Origin of the sequence: Scandinavium tedordense, assembly GCF_024764965.1 — a bacterium.
Classification (GTDB): domain Bacteria; phylum Pseudomonadota; class Gammaproteobacteria; order Enterobacterales; family Enterobacteriaceae; genus Scandinavium; species Scandinavium tedordense.
The window spans coordinates 387,801-407,807 of the sequence record NZ_JALIGG010000056.1 but is presented as its reverse complement, the minus strand read 5'-3'; the positions used below and the strand labels follow the sequence as shown (position 1 = coordinate 407,807).

Below are 20,007 nucleotides of genomic sequence, written 5' to 3'. Positions count from 1 at the left end.
ATAACCATTCATTATCGTGATTGCCGTAGAAAACTGTGAGCTCAACTGTAATTAATGAAACAATATTTCATTAAATTTGAATGTGCGTTTGATGCGCGTTAAGGTGAGAGTAACACCATTGTTCACTGCGGAGTCTTCCGCGCAGATTTCAGGAGATAAAAGAATGAAAATTGCACTGATGATGGAAAACAGCCAGGCCGCTAAAAATGCGGTCATCCATCGTGAGCTCAAGGGCGTGGCCGATGAAAAAGGTTTTCCGGTTTACAACGTCGGCATGAGCGATGAACAGGACCATCACCTGACCTACATCCACCTCGGGATCATGGCCAGTATTCTGCTCAACGCCAAAGCGGTCGATTTCGTGGTGACCGGTTGCGGTACCGGCCAGGGCGCACTGATGTCGCTGAACATTCATCCGGGCGTGGTTTGCGGCTACTGTATCGACCCGGCGGATGCGTTCCTGTTTGCGCAAATCAACAACGGTAACGCGCTGTCTCTGCCGTTCGCCAAAGGCTTTGGCTGGGGCGCGGAACTGAACGTGCGCTTTATCTTTGAAAAAGCGTTCACCGGTCGCAACGGCGAAGGGTATCCACCGGAGCGTAAAGAACCACAGGTACGTAATGCGGGCATACTGAATCAGGTGAAAGCGGCGGTGGTGAAAGAAAATTATCTCGACACCCTGCGCGCCATCGATCCGGAACTGGTGAAAACGGCCGTCTCTGGTCAGCGCTTCCAGCAGTGCTTCTTTGAAAACTGCCAGGATAAAGAAATTGAAGCCTTCGTGCGCCAGGTTTTAGCGTAACGATATGACGTCCGGCGGCATTGCGCCGCCGGATAATTTTACTTCTTGCGATTCGACACCGAACTTCCCGCATCCCGCGTCAGCTGTAACGTATCAAACATTCCCACCAGACAAATCACCGCGATAAACACAAATGCCAACCGGAAACTTGCCCCAGGAACCGCGCCAAGCTGCAGCCAGTCGCTCATCTTCTCGCCCAGACGAATACCAATTGCACCAAGCGTAATGCCCAGCCCAACGGCGAGCTGCGTCGCGGTGCTGAACAGGGTATTGGCGTAGCTCATCTGCGCAGACGGCACATCGGCGAAGGCGAGGGTACTGACGCCGGTAAACTGCACCGAGCGGAAAACGCCACCGAGGTACAGAATCAGTAGCGTCACCCACAGCGGTGTGTGCGGCGTGAGGAAAGCGCATGCCAGCAGCGCCAGCACGTTCAGCGCGCCATTGATCAGCAACAGCTTACGAAAACCAAGCCAGCGAATGAGCGGCGTGGTGGCGGGTTTAATGGTCAGATTGCCGACAAACACCGCCAGCACCAGCAGCCCGGCATGGAAAGGATCCATACCAAAACCGACCTGGAACAGTAGCGGTAGCAGGAACGGTACCGCACTTATCGAGGCACGAAACAGCGAGCCGCCGTACATCGTGACCCTGAAGGTCGGCACCTTTAGCGCATCGAGGCGAATCATCGGCCATTCGACGCGTTTAAAATGACGCAAGGCAAACAGGAATGTTGCCGCGCCCAACGCCAGCAGTGCAAACGGCAGCCAGCTTCGGCCATGTTCCGCGCCGAAGGCTTCCATCGCGTATACCAGGCTCACCATCGCAATCGCCGTGGCAAGGAAACCCGGCAGGTCAAACGGACGGCGTTGATCCTCGCGAATATCTGGAATGATGCGCAGCGCCAGGAAAATTGCGACCAGTCCTAGCGGCACATTAATAAAGAAGATCCAGCGCCAGTTAGCAAAACTGGTAATGAATCCACCCAACGGCGGGCCGATTATCGGGGCCACTAACGCGGGCCAGGTGAGCGTCGCGATAGCAGTGATCAGCTGGTGTTTCGGCGTGGTGCGCAGAACCGCCAGACGTCCGACCGGCACCATCAGCGCCCCGCCCACGCCCTGCAAAATGCGCATTGCGACAAAGCTGTCAACGCTTGTTGCCAGCCCGCAGAAAACAGAGGCCAGGGTGAAAATGAACAGCGCCAGGGTAAACACGTTACGGGCGCCGAAGCGATCGGCAATCCAGCCGCTGGCGGGGATCAACACCGCGAGGGTGATGAGATAGGCGCTGATACCGATGTTAAGGGCGACGGCTTCCACGCCAAAACTTTTCGCCATATCCGGCAGCGCGGTGGCGATCACCGTCCCGTCGAGAAACTCCATAAAGAATGCACCGGCCACCAACAGTGCCGCCGGTGACAGACCACGGCTCTCCTTCGCGGAGACATTTTCACTCATGATAAAGCTGCCATATCCAAATGAATCGCTTACTGTACGCGTCGTCGTACCGCTTCACGATGGGCGAATGCCCAGGTTTGTTGTCTCTGATGACCATAGCGCAAGAAAATGCGGGCTTCAGCAGGTTTTTTGATTTCTGGCTAGAAAAATCAGGGTACTATGGCGGTCTGAAAACCAGGAGTAAATTATGTCCCAAAACCTGACCGCCAACGATGAGCTGGTTTCCGACGTTGTCGCCTGCCAGCTGGTCATCAAACAAATTCTCGACGTTATCGATGTTATCGCCCCGGTTGAAGTCCGTGAAAAAATGGCCAACCAGCTACGCGCGATTGATTTTAGTGCGCACCCGGCGGGGGCTGATCCAGTTACCCAGCGGGCCATTCAGAAAGCCATTGCGCTGATTGAATTGAAGTTCACGCCGCAGGACGGTAGCACGCATTAATGAAAAGCCCGTTGGTGCTGACGCTTATTGGGCCTACACATGCTATTGCAGGCCGCAAGCGTCAGCGCCGCCGGGCGCTTTCAATACAGCGCTTGAACCAGTAAATAACTCGCCATGCAGGCGCAGCTTACGGAAATCAGGCCTGGCAGTATGAAACTGTGGTTGATAATGAATTTACCAATGCGGGTGGTGCCGGAACGGTCAAAGCCGATACAGGCCAAATCGCTCGGGTAGGTCGGCAAGACGAAATAGCCATACGCCGCCGGGAAGAAGGCAATCAGCATTTTCGGCTCCACGCCAAGCATCAGCCCCATCGGGGCGACGGCGGTCAGTGCGGCGGCTTGGCTGTTCACCAGTTTCGACACCAGGAACAGCACAATCGCGTAAGTCCACGGGTGGTTTTGTACCACGCCTTCCAGCGCCATTTTCAGTTCAGGCAAATGTGCCTGGAAAAAGGTATCGCTCATCCACGCCACGCCAAACACCGAGAAAATCGCCACCATCCCCGCTTTGAATACAGCGCCGTTGGAAATCGCGGCAGCGTTCACTTTGCAGACCATCAACATCACCGCCCCGGCAATCAGCATCATCATCTGAATGACCAGGTTCATCGACAGCGGCGCGATTTTACCTTTCACCTCGAACGATGGGCGCAGTTCCGGCAGGGCACCGAGCAGCACCACCACTAAAATCCCGGCGAAGAAGATCCATGTCGACCAGTATGCTTCGCGCGAAAAGCGTTGGTTGAGCAGCGTTTCAGTGCTGCCGTAAATGAACTCGCGCTGTTTCGGGTCAGTGAGTTTGGCCTGAAACTCTGGATCGTCGGCTAGCTCTTTACCGCGACGCAGGCTCCACAATGCCGCAATCGCCACGCCAAACAGCGATGCCGGCACTGAAACCGCCAAAATTTCGAGGATGCTCCACGCATGGCCGATCCCATGCTGCGCGCCGAGAATCGATACCAGCGAAACGACCGCCACAGAAACGGGCGAAGCGGTGATAGCCATTTGTGAGGCCACCGACGCCACCGCCATCGGACGTTCCGGGCGTATGCCTTTTTTCAGCGCAATATCGGCAATGATGGGAAACATGGTGTAGACCACGTGCCCGGTGCCGCACAAAAAAGTCAGCGTCCAGGTGGTGAACGGGGCTAAAAGCGTGATGTGCTGCGGGTGTTTACGCAGCAGCTTTTCGGCACACTGCATCATCACGTTCAGTCCGCCTGCGGTTTGCAGCGTGGCTGCACAGCCGATCACTGCCAGTATGGTCAGCATCACCTCTACTGGCGGTTTGCCTGGTTCGAGCCCAAAAACGAAGCACAGAATAAATAAGCCGATACCGCTAATTAGCCCCAGGCCCATTCCGCCAAAGCGGGTTCCAACCAGCAAGCACAAAATAATGACTGCAAACTCAAGCGTAATCATCTCTCACCTGTCTCATCCATAAAGAAGGTATAAAGCATTACATTTTGTAATGTTTTTAATTGAGAGACAGATCGGATTTATAAACAGCAACAAAAACAGCCTGTTGTGTACATTTATTTAACAAATAGAGCGCGGGTAGGGCGGACTATGCCGCCCAAAACAGATTAATGGTGACGATGATTCATCACATTGAGCAGATGCTTATCGGTCTGATGCATACAAAGACCGGCTTTTCTGGCGCTGCGCACTTCATCGAGAATAGTGCGCAGCAGAATACCGTCCTGCCGTTGCTCTTTTTCCAGGGTATTCAGAAAGCGCAGGGTGCTGTCGTCATGCATCGCTTTGGCTTCAAGGGTCAATGCGCCGAGCGTGCTGCTCCGCTGCTGGTGTTCTTCAAGGGTTTGCAGAAACAGGTCTTCAAGGGTCTTACAGCTGTTGTCGCAGGGGAGGGATTCTTTGACCACCGGATAGGCACCGGCCTTTTTCATGAAATCAAAAACGCGCATCATTTGAGTGACGTTGGACTGCGCCTGTGACCGCAGAAACGTTGCGGTTCCCGGTAGCTTATGTTCACAACACCACTCGCTCAAATGCAGATAAAAGTTGGAGGCACAAAACTCCAGATTCATATGCGCATTGAGTTTTTTAACCATTCCAGGGACTGTCATAGCAATATCCTTATTCAGCGTTGTCGCAGTTATTATTTACGCTTCGTTACATGATGTCGTAAATATTCGATATTACCGTTCTAAAACTCTGCGAAAGCCGATGTTAACGGCATGATGTTCAATGCAATTGTATTCTGTGTTTAAAAGATAAAACTGCGATCTGCTTTGCATTGATCGCTATTGTTACTTTTAACAAATATATTTCTGGACAATATTAGGGGTAATTCCCGCAAGCAAAAATTTGAGTTTAAGGAGTGCGAAATGAAAAAAGTCGCGGTGCTTCTGGCACCTGGATTTGAAGAAGGTGAGGCCATCGTCACCATCGATATTCTGCGGCGTTTGGATCTGGATGTGGAACTGCTTTCCTGCACCACCACCCGAGGGGTCACCAGCTATCACGGGATCCCAATGGTAGCAGACAGCACGCTCACCGAGCGCAGCGGCGTCCTGTACGATGCGGTGGTTTTACCCGGCGGACCGCAGGGCAGTGTCAATTTAGCGGCCAACCCTCAGGTAATTGATTTTGTGGCGACACATGATGCAGCAAGCAAACTGATTTGCCCAATCTGCTCTGCGGCGGCACGCGTTTTGGGCGGCAACGGCCTGTTAAAAGGGCGCAACTACGTGTGCTCGGGCGATCTCTGGCAGGATGTTAAAGACGGCCACTATGTCGATGCACCGGTGGTGGAAGACGGCAATTTGATCAGCGGCAAAGGTTTTGGACACGTGTTCGATTTCGCCTTTACCGTCGCCGCCAGATTACTCGGGGATGAAGCGCCAGTGCGTGAACACGCAGAGCATATTTATTATCGCTGGTGAGATAAGGATTTACTGGCCGCCGCTATAGATTATTCTGCTAACCCCAGGGTGAATTGTCTGACAATTCACCCTTTTTTTATGTCATTTATCGCTGAATTTATGCACGCAATTACTGTAATTCTGCGGTGTGATGGCGCTCTCTTATGGATAATTAATTTCCCGCTATTAATAGGTTAACGTAATAGCGATTCTGAACGAAGCCGCTAATGCATTGTTTTACTGCTGATAAAAATAAGTTGTTCCTATTTTCCCCTACAAAAAAGAACATTAAAGCTGGAGTTAACCATGCACAAATTCACTAAAGCGCTGGCGGTTATTGGCCTGACAGCGGTTATGTCACAATCAGCTATGGCTGAAACCATGAAACTCGGTTTTCTGGTTAAGCAGCCGGAAGAGCCATGGTTCCAGACCGAATGGCGTTTCGCTGATAAGGCCGGGAAAGATTTAGGTTTTGACGTCATCAAAATCGCGGTGCCGGACGGTGAGAAAACGCTGAACGCCATTGATAGCCTGGCGGCTAACGGCGCGAAAGGGTTCGTCATCTGTACGCCTGACCCAAAACTGGGGCCTGCGATCATGGCCAAAGCACGCAGCTATGACATGAAGGTCATCACCGTCGACGATCAGTTTGTCAACGCTAAAGGTAAACCGGTGGACACCGTGCCACTGGTCATGATGGCAGCCAGCGAAATTGGCGCCCGCCAGGGTGACGAACTGTATAAAGAAATGCAAAAACGTGGCTGGGATGTGAAAGAGACTGGCGTGATGGCCATCACCGCCGATGAACTCGATACCGCCCGCCGTCGCACTACCGGTTCAATGGACGCGCTGAAAAAAGCCGGTTTCCCTGCCGCGCAAATCTATAAGGTACCAACCAAATCTAACGATATCCCTGGCGCATTTGACGCCGGTAACTCCCTGCTGGTTCAGCATCCGAGCGTGAAACACTGGCTGGTGCTGGGCATGAATGACAACACCGTACTGGGTGGCGTGCGTGCGACAGAAGGTCAGGGCTTTAAAGCGCCAGACGTTATCGGTATTGGCATCAACGGCGTGGATGCGGTGAATGAACTCTCTAAAGCGCAGCCGACCGGGTTCTACGGTTCACTGCTGCCAAGCCCGGACGTTCACGGCTACAAAACTAGCCAGATGCTCTATAACTGGGTGACCAAAGACGCGGAGCCACCGAAATTCACTGCGGTTACCGACGTGGTGTTGATCACTCGCGACAACTTTAAAGCAGAGCTGGCGAAGAAAGGGCTGTAAGGCCTGACGCTGTCGCCCCCGGCACGCGTGTCGGGGGCAGAAAAGAATGTGGAGTGTTTATGCAACAGTCACAGCCATACCTCTCATTTCGCGGTATCAGCAAAACTTTCCCCGGCGTGAAAGCCCTCACCGACATTAGCTTCGACTGCTATGCCGGACAGGTGCATGCGCTGATGGGTGAAAACGGTGCCGGAAAATCCACGCTACTGAAAATCCTTAGCGGTAACTACGCCCCAACGGGCGGGATGCTGGCGCTTCGCGGCGAGGAAGTCAGCTTTGCCGATACCACCGCAGCGCTCAACGCCGGGGTGGCCATCATTTATCAGGAACTGCATCTGGTGCCTGAAATGACGGTGGCGGAAAATATCTATCTTGGGCAGATGCCGCACAAGGGTGGGATTGTTAACCGCTCGCTACTGAACTACGAGGCGCGTCTCCAGCTGGAACACCTCGGGCTGGATATCGACCCGCAGATGCCGCTCAAATACCTCTCCATCGGCCAATGGCAGATGGTGGAAATTGCCAAAGCGTTGGCGCGCAACGCCAAGGTTATTGCATTCGATGAGCCGACCAGTTCGCTCTCGGCGCGTGAAATCGACAATCTGTTCCGGGTTATCCGCGAGCTGCGTAACGAAGGCCGGGTCATCATTTATGTCTCGCACCGCATGGAGGAAATTTTTGCCCTCAGCGATGCGATCACCGTGTTTAAAGACGGGCGTTACGTTCGCACCTTTGACGACACCAAACAGGTGAATCACGACCAGTTGGTGCAGGCGATGGTTGGCCGTGAAATCGGCGATATTTATGGCTGGCAGCCGCGTGAATACGGCGCGGAGCGTCTGCGTCTTGATAACGTCAAAGCGCCGGGCGTGCGTCAGCCGATCAGCCTGTCGGTTAAAAGCGGCGAAATCGTCGGCCTGTTCGGGCTGGTGGGGGCGGGTCGCAGCGAATTAATGAAAGGACTGTTTGGCGGCACACGAATTACTGGCGGCCAGGTGATGATTGACGGTCAGCCAGTAAATATTCGCAAGCCGGCCCATGCTATCCGCGCCGGGATGATGCTGTGCCCGGAAGACAGGAAGGCCGACGGGATAATCCCGGTGCATTCGGTCCGCGACAACATCAATATCAGTGCCCGTCGCAGGCACATCCATGCCGGATGCCTGATCAATAACGCCTGGGAAGCCAGCAATGCCGCGCACCATATTCAATCGCTGAACATTAAAACGCCCGGTGCGGAGCAGCTGATCATGAACCTCTCCGGCGGTAATCAGCAGAAAGCCATTCTGGGGCGCTGGCTGTCCGAAGATATGAAAGTCATTCTGCTCGATGAACCGACGCGCGGCATTGACGTGGGCGCGAAGCACGAAATCTATAACGTTATTTATGCACTGGCGAGATCGGGTGTGGCGGTACTGTTTGCCTCCAGTGACCTGCCAGAAGTGCTCGGCGTAGCCGACCGCATCATCGTGATGCGGGAAGGAGAAATTGCAGGCGAGCTGATGCACGAAAGCACGAATGAACAGCAGGCGTTAAGCCTGGCGATGCCGAAAACCACTCAGGCCGTTGCCTGAAAGCCTGACGAAGGAGTCAATTATGTCCGCTGTGACAACCTCCGGCCCACGCCGGAATACCTTTAGCGTGGGGCGCATCTGGGATCAGTACGGCATGCTGGTGGTGTTCGCTGTACTGTTCCTCGCCTGCGCCATTTTTGTGCCGAACTTTGCCAGCTTCGTGAACATGAAAGGGCTGCTGTTGGCGATTTCGATGTCCGGGATGGTGGCCTGTGGGATGCTGTTCTGCCTGGCGTCGGGTGATTTCGACCTCTCGGTCGCGTCGGTGATTGCCTGCGCAGGCGTGACCACTGCGGTGGTTATAAACCTGTCGGAAAGCCTGTGGCTCGGCGTGTTTGCCGGGCTGCTGCTCGGCGCACTGAGTGGGCTGGTGAACGGCTTCGTGATTGCGCGCCTGAAAATCAACGCGCTGATAACGACGCTGGCCACCATGCAAATCGTGCGTGGTCTGGCGTACATCATTTCTGATGGTAAAGCGGTGGGCATTGAAGACGAGCGCTTCTTTACCCTCGGCTACGCAAACTGGCTGGGTCTGCCTGCGCCTATCTGGCTGACGGTGGCGTGTCTGATTGTGTTCGGTCTGTTGCTCAATAAAACCACCTTTGGTCGCAATACACTGGCGATTGGCGGTAATGAAGAAGCGGCGCGGCTGGCGGGAGTGCCAGTAGTACGCACCAAAATCATCATTTTTGTGCTTTCCGGATTAGTCTCAGCGGCGGCGGGCATTATCCTCGCCTCGCGGATGACCAGCGGCCAGCCGATGACGTCGATGGGCTATGAATTGATTGTTATCTCGGCCTGTGTGCTCGGCGGTGTGTCGCTGAAAGGTGGGATCGGTAAGATCTCTTATGTAGTGGCGGGGATCCTGATTCTGGGCACCGTTGAGAATGCTATGAACCTGCTGAACATTTCGCCGTTCTCGCAATATGTGGTGCGCGGTCTGATTTTACTGGCGGCGGTTATCTTCGACCGCTACAAGCAAAAAGCGAAACGGGCGGTCTGATTTAGCCCTAACTTTTAAGTGTAAGAGATCAACGCGCCAGGGGGTAATTTCCCTGGCGTTTTCATTTGAAAATGGCGAGCCTGGTCACACTGTCTATACTTACACTGCTAACGTTTACTTAACATTTACAGAAGGACAGAAGATCCGAGGAGGTATTCAGGGTGACAGACCCGTTAACCGCTCCGCCGGTTTTGCGCGGAAACTACGCATTTTTCGTTGATTTGGATGGCACGCTGGCAGACATCATGCCGCATCCCGATCAGGTCATTATTCCCGGGCCCATCCGCATGACGCTGCAGCAATTGTCTGAACAGCAGGAAGGGGCATTGGCATTGATTTCAGGGCGCTCAATGGTAGAGCTGGATGCGCTCGCAGCCCCTTATCACTTCCCGCTGGCGGGTGTGCACGGGGCTGAACGCCGTGATATCAAGGGTCAAACACACATTGTGAGATTACCCGCCACGCTTGCAGAGAAGATTCTGGCGTGGCTGAACGCAGGCATGGCTCCGCTGGCGGGCTGTGAAGTGGAAAACAAAGGGATGGCCTTTGCGCTGCATTATCGCCAGGCCCCGCAGCACCAGAAGGCGGTTGAACAGCTGGCGGCACAGACCGTGTCCCATTTTGAGGGACTGACGCTGCAGCCGGGCAAATGCGTGGTGGAAATTAAACCGACAGGAATTAATAAAGGGGCCGCCATTTCGGCCTTCATGCAGGAAGCGCCGTTCCTTGGCCGACAGCCGGTGTTTATCGGCGATGATCTGACCGATGAGGCAGGATTTGACGTGGTCAATCTTGCCGGGGGAGTCTCGGTAAAAGTCGGGCCGGGAGAGACGCATGCGCATTTTCGTTTGGCAAGCGTAGCGCACACCCATCAATGGTTGCTCGAGCTCGCACAACAACACGCGCTAACTGACAGGAGAAAAGGCTATGAGTCGCTTGGTCGTCGTATCTAATCGTATTGCCCCGCCGGATGACATAAAATCCAGCGCAGGTGGGCTGGCGGTAGGTGTACTGGGGGCGCTTAAGGCCGCAGGTGGGCTGTGGTTTGGCTGGAGTGGGGAAACCGGTGATGAGGACAAGCCGCTAAAGAAAGTGACACGCGGTGACATTACCTGGGCGTCCTTCAACCTCAATGAGCAGGATCATGACCTGTATTACAACCAGTTTTCCAACGCCGTACTGTGGCCCGCATTTCACTATCGTCTGGATTTAGTCAACTTTCAGCGTGAAGCCTGGGAAGGGTATTTGCGCGTTAACGCGACGCTGGCTGACAAACTGCTGCCGCTGGTAAAGGAAGATGACACGCTGTGGGTACACGATTATCACCTGCTGCCGTTCGCCAGCGAATTGCGTCAACGCGGCGTGAATAACCGCATTGGCTTTTTCCTGCACATTCCTTTCCCTACGCCGGAAGTCTTCAACGCGCTACCGACGCACGCGGAACTGCTTGAGCAAATGTGTGACTACGATTTGCTTGGGTTCCAGACTGAGAACGACCGTCTGGCGTTTCTCGACTGCATCTCCAGTAAAACACGTCTGACCAGCCGCGGCAGTAAAACGCACAGCGCCTGGGGCCACACGTTCCGCACCGAAGTGTATCCGATTGGCATCGATCCGAAAGAAATCGCTATCCAGGCGCAGGGGCCGCTGCCGCCGAAACTGGCGCAGCTTAAAGCTGAACTGAAAGGCGTGCAGAACATTTTCTCGGTGGAGAGACTGGATTATTCCAAAGGTCTACCGGAGCGCTTTCAGGCCTATGAGGCACTGCTGGAGAAGTATCCACAGCATCACGGTAAAATCCGTTACACCCAGATTGCGCCGACCTCGCGGGGGGATGTGCAGGCCTATCAGGATATTCGTCATCAACTGGAAAACGCCGCCGGACGCATCAACGGTCATTATGGGCAGTTGGGCTGGACACCACTTTATTACCTCAATCAGCACTTCGACAGAAAGCTATTAATGAAGGTTTTCCGCTATTCGGATGTTGGCCTGGTGACGCCGCTGCGTGACGGGATGAATCTGGTGGCGAAAGAGTATGTCGCAGCACAAGATCCGGCTAACCCTGGCGTGCTGGTGCTGTCACAGTTTGCTGGTGCGGCGAATGAATTAACATCGGCGCTGATCGTCAATCCCTACGACCGAGACGAAGTGGCTACGGCGATGAACAGGGCGCTGGTTATGCCGCTCACGGAGAGAGTGTCGCGTCATGCGGAAATGCTGGAGGTGATTAAGAAGAATGATATCTACCACTGGCAGGAGCGTTTCATTAACGATCTAAAGCAGATAACCGCGCGCACGGCGGAAAGTCGGCTACAGAATAAAGTCGCGGCGTTTCCCAAATTGGCGTGATAAATGAACTGGCGTGAAATAGCAAAAAGCCCGGAGTGAAAACCGGGTTTTTTTTATTCATCTTGCAGCGACACTAGCAGCACATCGACACCGCTGTTTCCTGCCACACTTTTCGCGCTACAGGTGGCGCGAGCAAAGAAGCTTTTATTGTGATTCCCGCAGATAACCAAATCGACCTGCTGCTTCTGGCAAAAATCTTTAATGTGTTCACTTAATTCACCGCAGGCAATGTGGGTATTGGCGATGGGGTAATCGGCGCGGGCCGTCAGTTCGTCGAGAAACTGCCGCGTTTCTTCCTGCATCAGCTCGCGTAAGTTTTCGAGCATCGGGGCCGCGAACTGGTTATACATTTCCGGATCGGTCGCCGAAGTGATGAGGCTGATCCGCGCATTGACCGGCCGCGCTATGGAGACCGCTTTACTGACCAGCTTATGACTTTCCGGTGTCGGTGCGACAGCAACTAACAAGTGAGTGTAGGTCATTGTGCCTCCTTCAAAAGGGACGGGAAAACGCCCATTCATTCCTATTACCCTGTTTTGTAAGCCATCGCAAGGGGCCGTAATGGCATGAAATGTGAGGGCCTTCTAATATTCATTAATTATTCTTATATTAAGAATATCGCTTGACAGCGGGTTTGAGTGACTTTTTACGCATTTATCCTAAAAATCTAATGTTGATAATATATTCGCAACGCATTTCCAACCAGTATTAACAAAATCATCATAATCTTCATTCGTAATTATCATGATTTACAAAATGAGTAACTTTCTGTTTTTTAAGGGTAATTATGGAGGTGTCTCCTGTAGAGTCGAGGTGGATATACTTTCGGTTGGTGATTATTAGTATTAGCGCAAAAAAAGAGCAACAGAACGTGTTCGTGGGAATTATTCAGTTATATGGAATAGAAAAAAACGTCAGCTGGGTGAAAATTATACAAATCACAATGGTAACTGATGGGTTTGCTGCTATGATTCACCTGATTTATGTGACGCGTGTCACATAAAGTTCAAATTTTATGTAAAGCCACGTTGTATGTGTCAGAACTGGCGAGTAGAGTTGCGGCGAATTAGGAAAAATCTTAGTCAATTGTAAGAAATATTTAAAATTGTAGGTTTAGCCTGGTTCCGCAGTAGATGACCTTACAACCCGCAAGGATGCAGCGTCTAAGTCAGCTATGCATTTTGGCCTTTTCTTTTTTACCGGGTCTTTTACCCGGCGACATCACGGGGTGCGGCCATGCCGCATAAAATAATAGTTGGTTATTCGGGATGGGAAAAATGCATACATCCGAGTTGCTAAAGCATATTTACGACATTAATTTGTCTTATTTATTACTTGCACAGCGTTTGATAAGTCAGGATAAAGCCTCTGCCATGTTCCGTCTCGGAATCAACGAAGAGATGGCGACAACATTGGGCTCTCTGACGCTTCCACAGATGGTGAAAATAGCGGAAACAAACCAGTTGGTTTGTCAGTTCCGCTTTGACAGCCACCAGACCATCACCCGACTCACGCAGGAGTCGCGGGTTGATGACCTGCAACAAATTCACACCGGCATTCTGCTCTCAACTCGCTTACTGAAGGAAGCTAGCCTCGCAGATGGCTCTGCACGGAAAAAAAGGGCCTGACCATGAGCGAAAAAAGTATTGTTCAGGAAGCCCGCGACATACAACTGGCAATGGAACTTATTACGCTGGGAGCACGTTTGCAGATGCTCGAAAGCGAAACACAGCTGAGTCGCGGTCGCCTCATTAAGTTGTACAAAGAGCTGCGCGGTAGCCCGCCGCCAAAAGGCATGCTGCCGTTCTCTACCGATTGGTTTATGACCTGGGAACAGAACATCCATTCATCGATGTTCTGTAATGCCTGGCAGTATTTGCTTAAAACCGGTCTGTGCAACGGCGTTGATGCGGTCATCAGGGCTTACCGTTTGTATCTCGAACAGTGTCCGCAGCAGGAAAATGGGCCTATTTTAGCCCTGACCCGTGCGTGGACCCTGGTCCGTTTTGTTGAGAGCGGTATGCTTGAACTCAACGGCTGCAACAGCTGTGGCGGCAATTTTATCACCCATGCTCACCAACCCGTGGGGAGCTTTGTGTGCAGTCTCTGCCAGCCGCCGTCACGTGCAGTAAAAAGACGTAAACTTTCCGGCGGACCTGCCGATATAACACCACAACTGCTGGATGAACAGATAGAGCACGCTGTTTAACCGACGATCAGGTGTGGCAAAACACTCCAGCAGCGGACGCAGGTCCGCTGCTTTTTTTTTTGCCGCCGTTTCGGTGAAATGCTCATCCGTTCATCCCGGGCTTATCAATAGCGGAAGGATGATGTCGTGCTTATCTTATTAGGTTACCTGGTTGTTCTTGGTACAGTTTTCGGCGGGTATGCGTTCACCGGCGGACACCTTGGGGCACTCTATCAGCCTGCTGAACTGATTATTATTGGCGGCGCGGGCATAGGGGCATTTATCGTTGGCAACAACGGTAAAGCCATCAAGGGAACGTTGAAGGCGCTGCCGTTACTGTTTCGTCGTTCGAAGTACACCAAAAGTATGTACATGGATCTGCTGGCGCTGTTGTACCGGCTGATGGCCAAGTCACGTCAGCAAGGGATGTTCTCGCTCGAACGCGATATCGAAAACCCGACTGAGAGCGAAATCTTCGCCAGTTATCCGCGCATTCTGGCGGACAAAATCATGCTGGAATTCATCGTCGATTATCTGCGTCTCATCATCAGCGGCAACATGAACACCTTTGAAATTGAAGCGCTGATGGACGAAGAAATTGAAACTCACGAAAGCGAAGCCGAAGTGCCGGCCAACAGCCTTGCGCTGGTTGGCGATTCACTGCCTGCATTCGGGATTGTGGCGGCGGTAATGGGTGTGGTTCACGCGCTCGGCTCAGCGGACCGTCCGGCGGCGGAGTTGGGGGCGATGATTGCCCACGCGATGGTCGGTACCTTCCTCGGTATTTTGTTGGCTTACGGATTCATTTCCCCGCTAGCCACGGTGCTGCGGCAGAAAAGTGCTGAAACCACCAAGATGATGCAGTGCGTCAAAATCACGTTGCTGTCGAACCTCAACGGCTATGCGCCGCCAATCGCGGTGGAGTTTGGTCGTAAGACGCTGTACTCCAGCGAACGTCCATCGTTCATTGAGCTGGAAGAGCACGTTCGTGCGGTGCGCAATCCGACGGCACAACAGACGACCACCGAGGACGCATGAAAAATCAGGCCCACCCAATCGTCATCGTTAAGCGACGTAAGCATAAAAGCCACAGCAGCGCCGGGCACGGCTCGTGGAAAATTGCTTATGCCGACTTTATGACCGCGATGATGGCCTTCTTTCTGGTGATGTGGCTCATCTCTATTTCCAGCCCGAAAGAGCTGATTCAGATTGCCGAATATTTCCGCACGCCGCTGGCCACCGCGGTCACCGGCGGGGCGCGTATTTCTAACAGTGACAGCCCAATTCCCGGTGGCGGCGATGATTACACCCAGCAGCAGGGCGAAGTGAAAAAAGCGCCGAATATCGATGAGCTGAAAAAGCGCATGGAGCAGAACCGGCTGAAGAAAATTCGCGGCGAACTTGATCAGCTGATTGAGTCCGACCCGAAACTGCGTGCGCTGCGCCAGTATCTGAAAATCGATTTGGTGCAGGAAGGGCTGCGTATTCAGATTATCGACAGTCAGAACCGCCCGATGTTTAAAACCGGCAGCGCCGATGTGGAATCGTACATGCGCGATATTTTGCGTGCGATTGCCCCTGTGCTGAATGAAGTGCCGAACAAAATCAGTCTTTCAGGCCACACCGACGATTACCCGTACGCCAACGGCGACCGCGGTTACAGCAACTGGGAACTCTCTGCCGATCGCGCAAACGCATCGCGCCGGGAGCTGGTTGCCGGTGGTCTGGACGACGGCAAAGTGCTGCGCGTTATCGGCATGGCCAACACCATGAAGTTAAAGCCGCACGGCGGTGATGACGCTATCAACCGTCGCATCAGTTTACTGGTGCTGAACACTCAGACTGAGCAGGCCATTCTTCATGAAAACGCTGCCAGCCAGAACGAACCATTAAGCGTATTACAGCAACCGGCGGCACTGCCTCCGGCGGCCAGTCCCACAGCGCCACAATCCTTCCAGAGGTGATAGCGTGAGCATGGATATCAGCGATTTTTATCAGACATTTTTTGATGAAGCCGACGAATTGTTGGCGGATATGGAGCAGCACTTGCTGGATCTCGTTCCAGAAGCTCCTGACTCAGAGCAATTGAACGCCATTTTTCGTGCAGCGCACTCGATAAAAGGTGGTGCGGGCACCTTCGGTTTTAAAGTTTTGCAGGAAACCACGCACCTGATGGAAAACCTGCTGGACGACGCACGGCGCGGTGAGATGCAGCTCAATACCGACATTATCAACCTGTTTTTGGAAACGAAAGACATTATGCAGGAACAGCTCGATGCCTATAAAAGCTCGCAGGAGCCGGACGCTGCCAGCTTTGAATACATCTGCCAGGCTCTGCGCCAGCTGGCCTTAGATGCAAAAGGTGAGGCGGTGCCTCCGGCGGCGGGCGCAAAACTGACCGTGGTCGACAGCGAAGGCGCTGAAAGTGACGTGGTCATTGCCCCGGAACACAGCGTGGGTCAAACCCGCATTGTGCTTTCGCGCCTGAAAGCCGGTGAACCGGAGATGTTGCAGGAAGAACTCAGCAATCTCGCGCAAATAAGCCATGTGGTGAAAACTGCCGACACCCTCAGCGCCAATCTCGACGGCGCGGTCTCGCAGGATGATATCGTGGCGGTGCTGTGTTTCGTGATTGAAGCCGATCAGATTGCCTTTGAAACCGCAGCGACAACCGCTGTGGCCGAAACGGCTACGGAAGTGGAAGCCCTTGCGGTGCCTGCGGCGGTCAATGTCCCTGTACTCAAAGCCGTGCCGAAAGAGACCGCACCAGCCCCGCGCGTCGAGCGAGAAAAACCGGCGAAGGCCAATGAATCGACCAGTATTCGCGTGGCGGTTGAAAAGGTCGATCAGCTGATTAACCTGGTCGGTGAACTGGTCATCACCCAGTCGATGCTTGCCCAGCGTTCCAACGAGCTTGATCCGGTTGAGCACGGCGATTTGATAACCAGCATGGGTCAGCTGGAGCGTAACGCTCGCGACCTGCAGGAATCGGTAATGTCGATTCGTATGATGCCGATGGAATATGTCTTCAGCCGCTTCCCGCGTCTGGTGCGAGACCTGGCAGGTAAACTGAATAAGCAAGTCGAACTGACTCTGATGGGCAGCTCCACTGAACTGGATAAAAGTCTGATCGAACGCATTATCGACCCGTTAACGCATCTGGTGCGTAACAGTCTCGATCACGGCATAGAATCGCCAGAAAACCGCATGGAGGCGGGTAAATCTGCGGTCGGAAACCTGATTCTCTCAGCGGAACACCAGGGCGGAAACATCTGCATCGAAGTCACCGATGACGGCGCAGGCCTGAACCGCGAACGTATTCTGGCAAAGGCGATGTCGCAGGGTATGGCGGTCAGCGAAAACATGACGGACGAAGATGTCGGGATGCTGATTTTCGCCCCCGGCTTCTCTACCGCCGAGCAGGTGACCGATGTTTCTGGACGCGGCGTCGGCATGGACGTGGTGAAACGGAATATCCAGGAGATGGGCGGCCACGTTGAGATTAAATCGAAGCAGGGCGCGGGCACCACTATTCGCATTCTGCTGCCGCTGACCCTGGCGATCCTCGACGGCATGTCGGTGAAAGTGAGCGGTGAAGTCTTCATTCTGCCCCTGAATGCGGTGATGGAATCCTTACAGCCGCGTGATGAAGATTTGCATCCGCTGGCGGGCGGCGAGCGCGTGCTGGAAGTACGCGGCGAATACCTGCCGCTGGTGGAATTATGGAAAGTTTTCGATGTTCAGGGGGCCAAAACCGAAGCCACTCAGGGCATCGTGGTTATCCTGCAAAGCGCAGGCCGCCGCTATGCGCTGCTGGTGGATCAACTGATCGGCCAGCACCAGGTGGTGGTGAAAAATCTGGAAAGCAACTACCGCAAAGTGCCGGGTATTTCAGCCGCCACCATCCTCGGGGATGGCAGCGTGGCGCTGATTGTCGATGTTCAGGCCTTGCAGGGTTTGAATCGTGAGCAACGTGTGGCGAACACCGCCGCCTGATGGCAAGAAGAAGGGAAAAAAATGACCGGTATGACGAATGTAGCAAAACTGGCGGGCGAACCCTCGGGCCAGGAATTCCTGGTCTTCACCTTGGGGAATGAAGAGTACGGGATTGATATTCTGAAGGTGCAGGAAATTCGCGGCTATGATCAGGTGACGCGCATTGCCAACACCCCGTCGTTCATCAAAGGCGTGACCAACCTGCGCGGTGTGATTGTGCCGATAGTCGACCTGCGAGTGAAATTCAGCCAGGAAGATGTGGAATACAATGACAACACGGTGGTGATTGTCCTGAATCTCAGCCAGCGCGTGGTGGGGATTGTAGTCGACGGTGTGTCTGACGTGCTGTCCCTGGCATCGGATCAGATTCGCCCGGCGCCGGAGTTCGCTGTCACGCTGTCGACCGAATATCTTACTGGCCTCGGTGCACTCGATGAACGCATGCTCATTCTGGTGAACATCGAAAAGCTGCTTAACAGCGAAGAAATGTCTCTGCTCGACAGCGCTGCCATCAGCGCCGCGTAATGATTTCCCCCCGTAACTGCGGGGGAAATACCCCTCTGGTTTTACCCTTCCTTAACTACAGGTTAGTAACGCTAATATGTTTCCGTTAACGATATGTGATTTACATCACAATAGAGGGAATATATTGTTTGCATCGTGACATTTACGTCAGCCGTTACGTCTGTAATTGCATGATTTATATAACGTAAATAAGTAAATACGGCAAAAGACTTAATTTACCTCCCGAAGTTGGTTGAATGAAATCTCCTGAACTAAATTTCAGATAAGGCGCCTGTGAGGTGGCCTGCTAACCTTCTGACGCACAACAAAAAAGCGCCAGGACTTCTGACTCTGGAGACGACCCGATGAACAGAACACGTCTTCTTATTACCTCCGTCGGTTTACTGGCGCTGGCGTCCTCAGGCGCACAGGCTGTGACCAGCCTTGGCACAATTGGTGCAACCTTAACCCTAACCAATGGTTGTCTGATCAACGGTTCACCCAGCCAAAGCGGGATCAACTTCGGTTCGCTCGATTTTGGTACGCATCCGGCAACTTTCGCCACACTCACCACTCAGCTTTCAGGCGCCAGCGGCGGCAACAGCTTTACCGTCCAGTGCACCACCGATAGCTATACGGTAACCATCACCGGAAATGCCAACAGTACCGCGCCAGGCACGGTGGTCGGCACACCAGGTACGCCGGGCCGCTATCTCATCAGCACCACTAATGCTGAGCAGGGGGTAGCGTATAGCCTCTATAGCGACAGCGGCTACAACAACGTGATAACCAACAACACCGCGTTGCCGATAGCCTCCACCACCGGTGGTGTTGACAGCTACACCTTGTACGGACGTATTCAGGGCGGCGGCAACAGCGTGACCGTCGTGCCGGGCACTTATACCGACACGATTAACGTCAGCGTCAATTACTAAACCCGCGAATGACATGGGGTGCGTCAGGCTTCCTGCGGGAAGTCCGGGAACAGTTACGCCTTTTTGGACTGGTTGCGCTGCTGATTATGGGCTTTCCGGTGCAGGCGCTGACGGTCTCCACCCAGTCATTCAAGGTCAATGCCACCATCACGCCGGGCTGTTCCGTGGCGACGGGCACCGGCGGGGCGATGGGATCGCTGAATTTTGGCAGCTATAGCGGGGTGAAGTCTGGGCAGGTCAGCACCCAGTTCGTGCCGAACGCCTCATTCACGCTGGCCTGTACACCGGGCGTAGCGCTGAGCATGAGCATTAATGGCGGGCAAAACTACACCACGGTGCGCAATATGCAGCGTTCCGGTGGCACCGATCGGGTGCCTTACAGGCTGTACACCAGCAGTAGTCTGGCGGCCAACAGTGAAATTGGGGTCAATCAGAGTGTCTCCGTGGCTTACACCACCGGCGACAGTATTGCGCTCACCCTTTATGGGGCCGCGCAGTTAACCGGCTTTAGTCCGGCAGGAAATTACACTGACCAACTCACCGTGACGTTGTCATGGTAATACAGGGAGAAAAA

20 protein-coding genes are annotated in these 20,007 nt (G+C 53.5%); 16 read left to right on the top strand and 4 right to left on the bottom strand.

Annotated features, from left to right (window positions below):
- The first annotated feature begins 163 nt into the window (after nucleotides 1-163).
- Nucleotides 164-802: an RpiB/LacA/LacB family sugar-phosphate isomerase gene (locus tag MUU46_RS15100; protein ID WP_110509649.1), complete on the top strand. Its 639-nt coding sequence runs from the start codon at nucleotides 164-166 to the stop codon at nucleotides 800-802.
- 38 nt (nucleotides 803-840) lie between these two features.
- Here MUU46_RS15100 and MUU46_RS15095 read toward each other — a convergent pair whose 3' ends face one another.
- A complete protein-coding gene (locus MUU46_RS15095) occupies nucleotides 841-2,262 on the bottom strand; it encodes an MFS transporter (protein ID WP_159753396.1) in 1,422 nt (473 codons plus the stop codon).
- A gap of 187 nt (nucleotides 2,263-2,449) precedes the next feature.
- Between MUU46_RS15095 and MUU46_RS15090 the strand changes: the two genes are divergently transcribed.
- Entirely contained in the window at nucleotides 2,450-2,704 is a 255-nt protein-coding gene (locus MUU46_RS15090; RefSeq protein WP_159753399.1) for a DUF2766 family protein, read from the top strand.
- Between the two features lie 80 nt (nucleotides 2,705-2,784).
- On the opposite strand, the gene MUU46_RS15085 is transcribed toward MUU46_RS15090, so the two are convergent.
- Nucleotides 2,785-4,128, bottom strand: coding sequence for an anaerobic C4-dicarboxylate transporter (locus MUU46_RS15085; RefSeq protein ID WP_258965921.1), 1,344 nt, complete (start codon nucleotides 4,126-4,128; stop codon nucleotides 2,785-2,787).
- 164 nt (nucleotides 4,129-4,292) lie between these two features.
- A complete protein-coding gene (locus MUU46_RS15080; RefSeq protein WP_258965920.1) occupies nucleotides 4,293-4,796 on the bottom strand; it encodes a non-heme ferritin-like protein in 504 nt (167 codons plus the stop codon).
- Nucleotides 4,797-5,057: 261 nt separating this feature from the next.
- Between MUU46_RS15080 and MUU46_RS15075 the strand changes: the two genes are divergently transcribed.
- The 6 genes from MUU46_RS15075 to otsA all read left to right on the top strand — a co-directional run bounded on the left by MUU46_RS15075 (nucleotide 5,058) and on the right by otsA (nucleotide 11,810).
- A complete protein-coding gene (locus MUU46_RS15075) occupies nucleotides 5,058-5,615 on the top strand; it encodes a DJ-1/PfpI family protein (protein WP_258965919.1) in 558 nt (185 codons plus the stop codon).
- Nucleotides 5,616-5,900: 285 nt separating this feature from the next.
- Complete coding sequence (locus MUU46_RS15070; protein WP_258965918.1) at nucleotides 5,901-6,881, top strand: arabinose ABC transporter substrate-binding protein; 981 nt, start codon at nucleotides 5,901-5,903, stop codon at nucleotides 6,879-6,881.
- Nucleotides 6,882-6,940: 59 nt separating this feature from the next.
- Nucleotides 6,941-8,455, top strand: a complete 1,515-nt coding sequence (gene araG / locus MUU46_RS15065) for an L-arabinose ABC transporter ATP-binding protein AraG (RefSeq protein ID WP_258965917.1) — start codon at nucleotides 6,941-6,943, stop codon at nucleotides 8,453-8,455.
- A 22-nt stretch (nucleotides 8,456-8,477) separates the two neighbouring features.
- The gene (araH, locus tag MUU46_RS15060; protein WP_110512327.1) at nucleotides 8,478-9,458 is read left to right on the top strand and encodes an L-arabinose ABC transporter permease AraH; all 981 of its coding nucleotides are present in this window, start codon (nucleotides 8,478-8,480) and stop codon (nucleotides 9,456-9,458) included.
- A 161-nt stretch (nucleotides 9,459-9,619) separates the two neighbouring features.
- On the top strand, nucleotides 9,620-10,411 hold the full coding sequence (gene otsB / locus MUU46_RS15055; protein ID WP_258965916.1) for a trehalose-phosphatase: 792 nt from the start codon (nucleotides 9,620-9,622) through the stop codon (nucleotides 10,409-10,411).
- Complete coding sequence (otsA, locus tag MUU46_RS15050) at nucleotides 10,386-11,810, top strand: alpha,alpha-trehalose-phosphate synthase (protein WP_258965915.1); 1,425 nt, start codon at nucleotides 10,386-10,388, stop codon at nucleotides 11,808-11,810. Before otsB ends, otsA begins: the two co-directional genes overlap by 26 nt.
- 53 nt (nucleotides 11,811-11,863) lie before the next feature.
- Here otsA and uspC read toward each other — a convergent pair whose 3' ends face one another.
- Nucleotides 11,864-12,292 (bottom strand): universal stress protein UspC, encoded by a 429-nt coding sequence (uspC, locus tag MUU46_RS15045; protein WP_159753423.1) that lies wholly within the window; start codon nucleotides 12,290-12,292, stop codon nucleotides 11,864-11,866.
- A 795-nt stretch (nucleotides 12,293-13,087) separates the two neighbouring features.
- Here uspC and flhD point away from each other — a divergent pair.
- The 8 genes from flhD (at nucleotide 13,088) to MUU46_RS15005 (ending at nucleotide 19,993) form a co-directional block, all read left to right on the top strand.
- Nucleotides 13,088-13,438, top strand: a complete 351-nt coding sequence (flhD, locus tag MUU46_RS15040) for a flagellar transcriptional regulator FlhD (RefSeq protein WP_258965914.1) — start codon at nucleotides 13,088-13,090, stop codon at nucleotides 13,436-13,438.
- A 2-nt stretch (nucleotides 13,439-13,440) separates the two neighbouring features.
- Nucleotides 13,441-14,019, top strand: coding sequence for a flagellar transcriptional regulator FlhC (gene flhC, locus MUU46_RS15035; RefSeq protein WP_159753429.1), 579 nt, complete (start codon nucleotides 13,441-13,443; stop codon nucleotides 14,017-14,019).
- A gap of 126 nt (nucleotides 14,020-14,145) precedes the next feature.
- On the top strand, nucleotides 14,146-15,036 hold the full coding sequence (gene motA, locus MUU46_RS15030; RefSeq protein WP_159753432.1) for a flagellar motor stator protein MotA: 891 nt from the start codon (nucleotides 14,146-14,148) through the stop codon (nucleotides 15,034-15,036).
- Nucleotides 15,033-15,962, top strand: coding sequence for a flagellar motor protein MotB (gene motB, locus MUU46_RS15025; RefSeq protein ID WP_258965913.1), 930 nt, complete (start codon nucleotides 15,033-15,035; stop codon nucleotides 15,960-15,962). The genes motA and motB overlap by 4 nt, the downstream gene beginning before the upstream one ends.
- 4 nt (nucleotides 15,963-15,966) lie before the next feature.
- A complete protein-coding gene (gene cheA / locus MUU46_RS15020; protein ID WP_258965912.1) occupies nucleotides 15,967-17,994 on the top strand; it encodes a chemotaxis protein CheA in 2,028 nt (675 codons plus the stop codon).
- A gap of 21 nt (nucleotides 17,995-18,015) precedes the next feature.
- The gene (cheW, locus tag MUU46_RS15015) at nucleotides 18,016-18,519 is read left to right on the top strand and encodes a chemotaxis protein CheW (protein WP_125351895.1); all 504 of its coding nucleotides are present in this window, start codon (nucleotides 18,016-18,018) and stop codon (nucleotides 18,517-18,519) included.
- A gap of 344 nt (nucleotides 18,520-18,863) precedes the next feature.
- Nucleotides 18,864-19,433: a Csu type fimbrial protein gene (locus MUU46_RS15010; RefSeq protein WP_258965911.1), complete on the top strand. Its 570-nt coding sequence runs from the start codon at nucleotides 18,864-18,866 to the stop codon at nucleotides 19,431-19,433.
- 86 nt (nucleotides 19,434-19,519) lie between these two features.
- Nucleotides 19,520-19,993 carry a Csu type fimbrial protein gene (locus MUU46_RS15005; protein ID WP_258966019.1) on the top strand — a complete coding sequence of 158 codons (474 nt, stop codon included), beginning with the start codon at nucleotides 19,520-19,522 and terminating at the stop codon, nucleotides 19,991-19,993.
- Nucleotides 19,994-20,007: the final 14 nt, after the last annotated feature.

Coding starts and splice junctions, on each gene's coding strand:
- cheW (WP_125351895.1), top strand. CDS start 18,016: ATGACCGGTATGACGAATGTAGCAAAACTGGCGGGCGAACCCTCGGGC.
- araG (WP_258965917.1), top strand. CDS start 6,941: ATGCAACAGTCACAGCCATACCTCTCATTTCGCGGTATCAGCAAAACT.
- flhC (WP_159753429.1), top strand. CDS start 13,441: ATGAGCGAAAAAAGTATTGTTCAGGAAGCCCGCGACATACAACTGGCA.
- MUU46_RS15010 (WP_258965911.1), top strand. CDS start 18,864: ATGAACAGAACACGTCTTCTTATTACCTCCGTCGGTTTACTGGCGCTG.
- motB (WP_258965913.1), top strand. CDS start 15,033: ATGAAAAATCAGGCCCACCCAATCGTCATCGTTAAGCGACGTAAGCAT.
- MUU46_RS15070 (WP_258965918.1), top strand. CDS start 5,901: ATGCACAAATTCACTAAAGCGCTGGCGGTTATTGGCCTGACAGCGGTT.
- MUU46_RS15095 (WP_159753396.1), bottom strand. CDS start 2,262: ATGAGTGAAAATGTCTCCGCGAAGGAGAGCCGTGGTCTGTCACCGGCG.
- MUU46_RS15080 (WP_258965920.1), bottom strand. CDS start 4,796: ATGACAGTCCCTGGAATGGTTAAAAAACTCAATGCGCATATGAATCTG.
- araH (WP_110512327.1), top strand. CDS start 8,478: ATGTCCGCTGTGACAACCTCCGGCCCACGCCGGAATACCTTTAGCGTG.
- flhD (WP_258965914.1), top strand. CDS start 13,088: ATGCATACATCCGAGTTGCTAAAGCATATTTACGACATTAATTTGTCT.
- uspC (WP_159753423.1), bottom strand. CDS start 12,292: ATGACCTACACTCACTTGTTAGTTGCTGTCGCACCGACACCGGAAAGT.
- MUU46_RS15075 (WP_258965919.1), top strand. CDS start 5,058: ATGAAAAAAGTCGCGGTGCTTCTGGCACCTGGATTTGAAGAAGGTGAG.
- MUU46_RS15085 (WP_258965921.1), bottom strand. CDS start 4,128: ATGATTACGCTTGAGTTTGCAGTCATTATTTTGTGCTTGCTGGTTGGA.
- MUU46_RS15090 (WP_159753399.1), top strand. CDS start 2,450: ATGTCCCAAAACCTGACCGCCAACGATGAGCTGGTTTCCGACGTTGTC.
- otsA (WP_258965915.1), top strand. CDS start 10,386: ATGAGTCGCTTGGTCGTCGTATCTAATCGTATTGCCCCGCCGGATGAC.
- MUU46_RS15005 (WP_258966019.1), top strand. CDS start 19,520: ATGGGCTTTCCGGTGCAGGCGCTGACGGTCTCCACCCAGTCATTCAAG.
- MUU46_RS15100 (WP_110509649.1), top strand. CDS start 164: ATGAAAATTGCACTGATGATGGAAAACAGCCAGGCCGCTAAAAATGCG.